General features: G+C 61.8%; 7 protein-coding genes. 1 reads left to right on the forward strand and 6 read right to left on the reverse strand.

From position 1 onward, the window contains the following. The first annotated feature begins 17 nt into the window (after window positions 1-17). Entirely contained in the window at window positions 18-1,361 is a 1,344-nt protein-coding gene (locus F0P96_RS04510; protein WP_151077586.1) for a sensor histidine kinase, read from the forward strand. Here F0P96_RS04510 and F0P96_RS04515 read toward each other — a convergent pair. The 6 genes from F0P96_RS04515 to F0P96_RS04540 form a co-directional block, all read right to left on the reverse strand. After that, window positions 1,358-3,121: a HAMP domain-containing sensor histidine kinase gene (locus tag F0P96_RS04515; protein ID WP_151077587.1), complete on the reverse strand. Its 1,764-nt coding sequence runs from the start codon at window positions 3,119-3,121 to the stop codon at window positions 1,358-1,360. The two genes, F0P96_RS04510 and F0P96_RS04515, sit on opposite strands and share 4 nt — an antisense overlap. A gap of 22 nt (window positions 3,122-3,143) precedes the next feature. After that, window positions 3,144-4,232 (reverse strand): porin, encoded by a 1,089-nt coding sequence (locus tag F0P96_RS04520; protein WP_160619947.1) that lies wholly within the window; start codon window positions 4,230-4,232, stop codon window positions 3,144-3,146. A 232-nt stretch (window positions 4,233-4,464) separates the two neighbouring features. Further along, window positions 4,465-5,832 carry a sigma-54-dependent transcriptional regulator gene (locus F0P96_RS04525; protein WP_151077589.1) on the reverse strand — a complete coding sequence of 456 codons (1,368 nt, stop codon included), beginning with the start codon at window positions 5,830-5,832 and terminating at the stop codon, window positions 4,465-4,467. Between the two features lie 172 nt (window positions 5,833-6,004). Further along, a complete protein-coding gene (locus tag F0P96_RS04530) occupies window positions 6,005-6,376 on the reverse strand; it encodes a pentapeptide repeat-containing protein (protein ID WP_151077590.1) in 372 nt (123 codons plus the stop codon). Between the two features lie 72 nt (window positions 6,377-6,448). Continuing rightward, window positions 6,449-7,273 (reverse strand): ATP-binding cassette domain-containing protein, encoded by an 825-nt coding sequence (locus F0P96_RS04535; RefSeq protein ID WP_160619945.1) that lies wholly within the window; start codon window positions 7,271-7,273, stop codon window positions 6,449-6,451. Between the two features lie 340 nt (window positions 7,274-7,613). Next, a complete protein-coding gene (locus F0P96_RS04540) occupies window positions 7,614-8,393 on the reverse strand; it encodes an ABC transporter permease (protein ID WP_151077592.1) in 780 nt (259 codons plus the stop codon). Window positions 8,394-8,476: the final 83 nt, after the last annotated feature.

Genomic DNA, 8,476 nt, shown 5'->3' on the forward strand with positions numbered 1-8,476 from the left:
AGCTCCAGCAAAAGCTTGTGCTGCTGACCACCCTTTCGAAGGGGCTCATGGCCGGCGTGTTGCTGCTGGCTCTGCCTTGGGCCATCGAGGTGTTTGCGTTGCGCCACACCGAAGCCCGCTTGCGCAACGAATTAAAGCAAGTCCGGCACCGCATCGAGCAGGTGGGCGTCAGCTCGTTTTTGCAGACGCAGGAGCAAGACCAGCGGCTGCACTACGACCTGCTCCAGGACGAGTACATCGACCTACGACGGGGCCGTTTGGCTGAAGCCGGGCCCGATACATTGGCTACCCTGCCGCGCCGCCGCCAAGGCGAACTGGTTGACTTTCGGGTACTGCGGTCCAGTTTTGTGCACGAAGGGCAGCCCTACACCCTGGAAATCGGCAAAAGCATGGCCTCGGTGGAGGACGTGTACGGGTTGTTGCGCGGTTTCGCGGCCTACGCCTTGCTGTTTGCGGTGCTCACCACGCTGCTTATCGAGTTAAGCGTCATCAGCTACCTGCTGCGCCCGTTTGGCCAAATTGTGGCGCGGCTGCGCGCGGTGCAAGGCCCCACGCCGCCACCCCTGCCGCCGCTGCGCACCGGCACCTCCGATTTTCAGTACCTCGACGCCACCATTCAGCAGATGCTGCAGAAAATACGGACGGTATTTGAGCAGGAGCGTGAGTTTATTGCCAACGCTTCGCACGAGCTTCTCACTCCGATTTCCATCCTGCAAAACCGCTTTGAGAACATGTTGCAGGCCGAAATCCTACCCGAAGACGCCGAAACCCAACTGGTGTTTTCGCAGAAGACCCTGCACCGCCTCACCGCCACGCTACGCACGCTGCTGCTCATTTCGCGCATCGAAAACGAGCAGTTTGCCCGCCCCGACCGCGTTAATGTGCGTGAGCTGCTCACCGATGTACTCGAAGAGTTGGAAGACCGCATCCTCGACCTCGACCTAACCGCTACCCTAACCCTGGACGGCGAACCGGTCATGCAACCGGCCAACCGCACGCTGCTCTTTACCCTGTTTTTCAACCTGATCAGCAACGCCATCAAGTACAATCACCGCGGCGGCAGCATCCACATTACGGGCACCGCCTCGGCCGGGCAAGCTCTGGGGTACACGCTCAGCATCCGCAACACCGGAAAGGTTATTGCGCCCGAGAAGCTGCCGCACCTTTTCGAGCGGTTCCGCCGCTTTGCCGACGACCGCGCCGTGGAAGGCTACGGCCTGGGGCTGGCCGTGGTGCGCAGCGTGGCGCAGTTCCATGCCATTCACATCGACGCCACTTCCAGCGAAGCCGACGGCACAACGTTTACACTTCAACTGCCCACTATTCCGGCGCAGGAGGTACTTAAAGCTCCAACTGCTTAAGCCAGTGGCAGCGTGAAGCGAAACGTGCTGCCCTCCCCGACGGCGCTTTCTACCCACAGCCGGCCGCCCTGGGCAGCAATAAACTCGCGCGAAATGCTCAGGCCCAGCCCCGAGCTGCCGCGGTGGCGGCCTTGGTCGGGCGCCTGGCCGAAGCGCTGAAAAATCTGCTCGTGGTACTCGGGCGCAATGCCGGGTCCGCAGTCCCGCACACTCAGCTGCACGCAGTCTGGCTGGGCCTCGGCCTGCACCCTGAGGCAGCCGCCTTCGGGCGAATAACGGACGGCATTAGCCAGCAGGTTGATGAGCACCCAGGTGGTTTTTTCGGCGTCGGCGCGCACGGCGGGCAAGTCGGCGGGTAATTGCAGGTCGAGGCGCACGTGCTTGTCGTCGAGCTGGGCCTGCACGGTGTCGGTGGCGTAGTGCACCACGTCGGCCAGGCGGGTGGGGCGCACATCGAGCTGAATACCGGCCCCGGCTTCGAGCCGCGACACGTCAATGAGTTCGGCCACCATGCGCTGCAGCCGCTGGGTTTCCTGCCGGATGCCGGCCACAATCCGTTCCCGCTCGGCCGCGTCGGTGCGCTCGTGCAGCAGCAGCTTGGAGCTGAGGCTGATGCTGGCCAGCGGGGTTTTCAGCTCGTGCGAGACAGTAGCAAGGAAATTCGACTTCATTTGGTCGAGCTTCTTGAACTCCGACACATTGCGCAACGACAGGATGTGCCCGGCAAACTGCATCTGTTCCTCGGCCTCGTTGTAGGCCACAATGTCGTGCACCCACAGCCGGTAGTAGGTCTCTTCGCCGCGCTGCGTGAACGACAACACCGGCACTTCCTGCGCGGCTTGGTGCCGGTTAGGCGCGTTTAGCGGCTCCAGAATAGCGCGCAGCCGCTCGTTGCGCACGGCAATGTCGGCAGCGGGGCGACCGATGAGCAACTCGCCAGCGAGGCCCAGCAGCCGACAGATAACCGGGTTTGCCAAAATGATGCGCCCGTGCTGATCGAGCAGCAGCAGGCCCTCGTCGAGGCTATTGACGACGCTGGCCAAGCGGTTGCGCTCCAGAATCTGGGCTGAGATTGTGGAGGAACGGAAATCTTGCAGCTCCACCAGCATCTGATTGAACGCGCGCGCTACCAGCCCCAGCTCGTCGTGGCTTTCCACCGGAATGGTGGTGGTGAAATCGTGCTGAGTGGCGTGCCGGATGGCCAGCCTCAGGCTGTGCAAGGAGTTGTCAACGGCCTCGGGCACGCCGCGCACCAGGCCCAACGTGAGCAGCGCCGCCAGCACGGCCAAGGCCAACACAGTTTGCACCGCGCGGCTAGCGGCGCGGTCGGCCACGCGGCTTTTGGCTTTCAGCGCCTCAATATTCAGCTCCACGAGCCGGTGCGTTTGCTGCCGCAGCAGCTGCAACACCAACGGCTGCGCTGCACCCGCAGCGGTGTAGCGCAGCCGTTGGTACCGGGCAAATTCCTGGGTAAGGCTATCGATAAGCGCCTGTTCGCCCGGCTCGGTGATGTTGCTGCCGGCCCGCGTGAGGGCACGGCGAAACGTAGTCAGGCCGACAGGGCTGCTGTTTGGCTCGGCCAGTTGGTCCAGCGCCCGCAGCATCTGCTGGCCCATTTCCACGGAATAGAAATTGGTTTGACGAATGCGCCGCTCGGTAGCATCGAGATGCCGCACGGCCCACGAGGCATAGCCGCCCAGCGCCAGCAGCAGCAGCAGCACCGTGAGAAAGCCCAGCGTGAGTTTGGTGCGGATGTTCATGGAAAGCTGTGCCGTCCGGGCGCTACAAACTCAGGGCAATGGACGATGTAACGTTGCCGTAGGTGTGCGTGGGCCGGCTTCGGTCGTCGGCAAAGATGCGGTTTTGCGCTTGCAACGCCCGGCCTTCCACACGGCACAGCACGCGGCGGTTGGGCGCGTAATCCAGATTCAGCGACGCCCCGGCTATGCGGGCATTGGCATCGGTAGCCCGCGGCCGGCTGCTGAAGATGACGACCCCGTGGCGCGCGGCGTAGTATTCGGCCCGCCCGGCCACGGCCCATTTATCAGCTAGCTGGTAGCGCAGTAGCAAGGCGCCGGCGTGCCAGGTATCGGCTTTTCGACTAGGGGCTTGCTGCGTGCCTACATCAAACACGGCCGCTGCTGAAAGGCGCGACGTGGCAGCGTAGCTGAGGTAGAAGTTGTGGAAGAAGCGCCGGCGGCGGCTAGAGTCCTGGGGCTGCTCGTTGCCAAAGAAGGTGCTGCTGTTGAGCGTCAGCTGGTCGGTGGGCTTCCATTGCAGCTGCGTGCCCAGGGCTTTGCCGCGGTTGTTGTCGCGCAGGTTCTGCCAGCCGTTGAGCACGAGGCCGGTTACCGTCCAGCGGGGCGAGGCTTCCCAGGTAAGGCGGGCGCCGGCTTCGTAGTAGGGCGAGTTTTCGGCCATCAGCGAGCGGCTAAGCGTCCAGTTGTCCTTGCTCAGCGCCGACTCGAAGCCGATGTGCGAGGGGAAAATGCCCAGGTCGAGCCAAGTGTTGGGCAGCGGCCGAAAGCCGGCGTAGGCTTCGTAGACGTGGCGGAGCACCGGGGGCTCGTTCGCGTAGTTAGCCTCCACGTAGGTGCCGGTATGCAACGCGAAGGCGCCGCGGGCCCGGTTGTCGTTGTAGCGCAAACCCAGCACGCCGTTGTTGAGGGCAAACTCGTTGGCCCGGTTGTGAGCGTACAGAAAGCCGGGGCGTTGCGGGCTATTTCCGGTGAAATCGTAGCCATAATAGGCATCGGCGAAGCCATACACCGTCAGCGGATTCAGAGTCTTCGCGGCGGAATCGGCGGGTACAGTTTGGGCCAGTGCCGCAGCGGAAAAGAGCAGATGGCCGACAAGAAGCGGTAGTTTCATGGAAAAAGCGGCAGCGGCTGATGCAGGGCTGTAACGGCGGCAGTCAGCCATTGGGAATAAGGGTTTCGCCACTGCTTTCCATTCTGATGCCGTGTTGCGCCAAATCCGAAACATTAGTGGCTAAACATATGTATTCGACTCACAAACGCCGATTACCAAACGCAGCCGCCATTTTTCCACGGGCCTCACCCCTACCGTTTTGGCACGGTTCGTTGCCAAAACGAACCGGCTGCTAGCTGCTCAGGCCGTACTCCTGCAGTTTGCGGTAGAGCGTGGTGAGGCCGATGCCGAGCTGGCGGGCGGCTTCGGTTTTGTTGCCCTCCGTCTGGTGCAGCATTTCCCGGATGTGGCGGGCCTCCACGGCGCGCAGGCTGCGGTCATTGGGGTCGGCGTCGGGGCTCAGGGGGCTGGGCAGTAGGTGAAACTCCGGGGGCAGCAAGTCGGCGTCGAGGGGCTGGTTGTCGGGGGCCAGAATGGCGGCGCGTTCGAGCACGTTCTTCAGCTCCCGCACGTTGCCGGGCCAGTCGTACTGGCGCAGCAGGCGGCGGCACTCGGCGTCGAGGCCGGGCAGGCGCTTGCCCAGCTTGGCGGCGAAATAGCGCAGAAAGTGCTCGGCCAGCACCTCCACGTCGGCGGCACGGGCCCGCAGCGGCGGCACTTCGATGGTAAAAACCGAGAGGCGGTAGTAGAGGTCGGGGCGGAAGTTGGCGGCGGCGGCTTCCTGTTTGAGGTTGCGGTTGGTGGCGGCCACGAAGCGCACATTTACCTGCGTGGGCTGGGTGGCGCCGAGCTTGGTGAAGGTCTGGGTTTCGAGCACGCGCAGAAACTTGGCCTGCACGTTCAGCTCCAGCTCCCCGATTTCGTCGAGGAACAAGGTGCCTCCGTTGGCTTCTTCCAGCAGGCCTTTCTTGTCGGCCAGGGCGCCTGTAAACGCACCTTTTTTGTAACCAAACAGCTCCGATTCGAGCAAATCCTTCGGGAAAGCTGAGCAGTTGACGGCCACGAAGGGCTTGGAGCGCCGCCCGCTGGCCTGGTGGATGGCCTGCGCAAACAGCTCCTTGCCCGAACCCGTGGGTCCTTCCAGCAGCACCGTCGAATCCGTCGGGGCTACTTGCCGGGCCAGGGCTTGGGCGCGGTGCAGCGCCGGCGAGCTGCCCACCATCGACTCGAACGAATATTGCTGGCCCACGCGGCGCTCCAGCTCCGTGACGCGGCGGCGCAGGCGGGCCTTTTCGGCGGCGCGCTCCACCACCACAATCAGCTGATCGTCGGAGTCGCCCTTGGTGAGGTAGTCGAAGGCGCCGTCGCGCATGGCGCGCACGCCGTCGGGAATGGTGCCGTAGGCGGTCATCAGCACCACCTCAATATCGGGCGACTTCTGCTTGAGGCGCGGCAGCAGGTCCACGCCGTGGGCGTCGGGCAGCTTCACGTCCGACAGCACCACGAGTACCTCGGCGGCGTGCTGCTGCAGGGTTTCGAGGCCGCGGCGGGCATCGGGGGCTTGCAGTACGGTGTAGCCTTCCAGCTCCAGCACGCGGGCCAGCAGCTGGCGTAGGCGGGTTTCGTCGTCGATGATGAGTACGGTGCCTTCGTTGGGCATGGCGCGGGGCGGCTGGATTGTGGGTGAAGCCCAAAAGTACCCGCTCGGCGGCATTTCGGCAGCGCTTAGCATGGGAACAAGCTGTTATACTATACTGCTAAAAAATGCCGGATGTATTCATTGTGTTGTGCACAATTACTAGGAGGGTGTCGGGCATTGCACAAGCTATCAGCTAGGTGAAATAATGAAAGGTGTCAAAGTCTTTCTGTTCCGCGTTTTGCCCATAAACTGAGTTTTTGGCAAAGACGAAGCCATCTATAATTGCATGACTAAACCGCGTACTTTCTACGGTGCAGCCCTCTATGGTGGCGTTGGCTAGGTTCGCGTACCTGAAATCAGCCGTTTTCAAGCTGCACTCCACGAACTGACAGTTGGTCAAGTCGGCACGGGTAAAATCAACGTTTAACCAACAATGCTTAAACACCGCTCCGCTGAGCACTGCGTCAGTTAAGTTCTCGTTTGTTTCCAGTTCAATGTCCTCGAAATATCGTTGCCCAGTCCGGTAGGCTTCTAGCAGTTGTACTTTGGTTGTAATTTTTGACATGTCAATGGCAGTTAAGAGCGTGTCGGAATTAAGCTACTTGAAATTCCCAACACGCTTTTAAAGCAACATTTCCTACCCCTGCCGAATCTCCGCCTTCAAGTGCTCCACGAACCGGCCAAATTCGGGCTCGGCTTCTACGTTGGGGTGCCAGGCCAGGCCCATGCCGGCGAGGTCGTATTGGTGGGCCTTGGAGATGGTAGCACCCGGTAGCGGCTGGCCCGCAGCGTCACGCTCGTAGCCCATCAGCCAGAGCGTATCGGACAGGGCGGTGGTGGTGGCAATGTCGTGCGAGACGATGACGACGGTGTTCAGCTCGTCCATCGTGGTGACTTCAACGATGATTTTCTTCAGCTCGTCGATCATGGCCACGTCGAGGCCGGAGAAGGGCTCGTCGAGCAGGATGAGGTGGTCGGAGCACAACAGCTGCTGGGCAATGGCGGCGCGCTGGCGCTGCCCGCCGGAGAGCTGCGCGGGGTATTTGCGGCGGTGCGGGGCGAGGCGAAACCGTTCCAGGTACGCCTCGACGTGCTGCTTGGCTTCGGCGGGGCTGTGCTTGCGTTCGGCGGCCACCAGCAGGTTGTCGGCCAGGGTGCGGTGGTTAAACAGCGGGTAGCGCTGCTGCACCAGGCCCACGTCGCCGGGGCGCACGGGGTGCTGGGTTTCGCCCACCTGCACCTGCCCGGTGCTAGGCACTACCAGCCCGGCCATGATGCGGCACAGCACGGACTTGCCGATGCCGGATCGACCGTAGAAGCCCACGACCTGGCCCTGCGTCATGCCCGGCCGCACCACGTTGCGCACCTGGGCCGAGATGTCGCGCAGCACCACTTCGCCGTGGAAGGTCATGGAAATGTTGTCGAGGGTGAGGACGGGTTCCTCGTGGGAGTAGGGTGACATAGGGGCGTGGTAGAGGCGCATGGTTGCGCCTCAATCGTTGGGAAACTTTGGAGAAACAAGCGTATGTCGGTGGCGCCAAACGTTCTGGCGGGAGACGCGAGTATGCGTCTCTACACACCGGTCTGCAGCGCATCACTACAAGCAATGGGTGTAATATCTTTTCTCTTGTGAAGTGACTTTTATTACACCTACTGTACTATTCTTTACGTGGTGGACGAAAGTTTATTACAGAGCAGCCGCTCCTTAGCAGCCTGCTTGTAGGGTATTCTCGATGGCTACCTGAAATACCCTACACACCTTGTAGGGTATTCTCATTGCTCAAGCAAAATACCCTACAACCCTAGCTCTGGGCCTGCGCCAAAGCGGCGTGCGGAAAGAACACGCGGCGCAGGAGCACGAACACGTAGTCCTGCAGGGCGCCGGTGGCTAGAATCACCAGCTGAATGGCCAGCACGCCGTCGAGGTGCAGGTAGCGGTTTTGCTTGTAGAGCAGCAGGCCAATGCCGCCTTCCGACTGGTAGAGGGTTTCGACGAGGGTAATCATGGTCCAGATGATGGCGAAGTTCTGGCGCACCACTTCCAGCATGGCGTCGAGCTTGCCGAGCACGACGACTTCCAGAAAGCTGCGCCACTCGCTCATGCCCAGGGTGCGGGCGTGGTCCATTTCCTCCTGGGTGGTGGTCAGAATCACGCTCGTCATGCCCGTGACCAGGTACACGGTGGTGGCGAAGACGAGTACCGAAAGCTTCACCTCGTGGCCCGAGCTAAGCATGAGGGCCATGAAAAACGTGAGGCCGGTGAGCGTGAGGTAGCGCATTTTGGTGGCCGCGTAGGCAATGGGCCGGAAAAAGGGCAGCGCCGTGAGGTAGGAAATCAGCAGCGCCAGCACCGTGCCGATGGCCAACGCCTGCAGGGCCGTGGTCATGCTGGCCCACAGCTCCTGGATGAGGCCCTGGCTGGTAATCAGGTCCGAGAGGGCGCGCAGCACGTCGCCGAGGCTGGGAAACAGCTGCAGGGGATAAAACAGCCACAGCAGCACCAGCACGAGCACCTGGCAGGCCACCATCAGGGCGAAGACCGGGCGGCTGGGCGTGGCGTTGGGGGCGAATAGCTCTTTCATTTTTTGGGTTATGATTGAAAAAGAACAGTCATGCTGAGCGCAGTCGAAGCATCTCTACCGCTTCGCGTGACCGTCATGCAGAG

The organism is Hymenobacter busanensis (assembly GCF_008727865.1).
GTDB lineage: Bacteria > Bacteroidota > Bacteroidia > Cytophagales > Hymenobacteraceae > Solirubrum > Solirubrum busanense.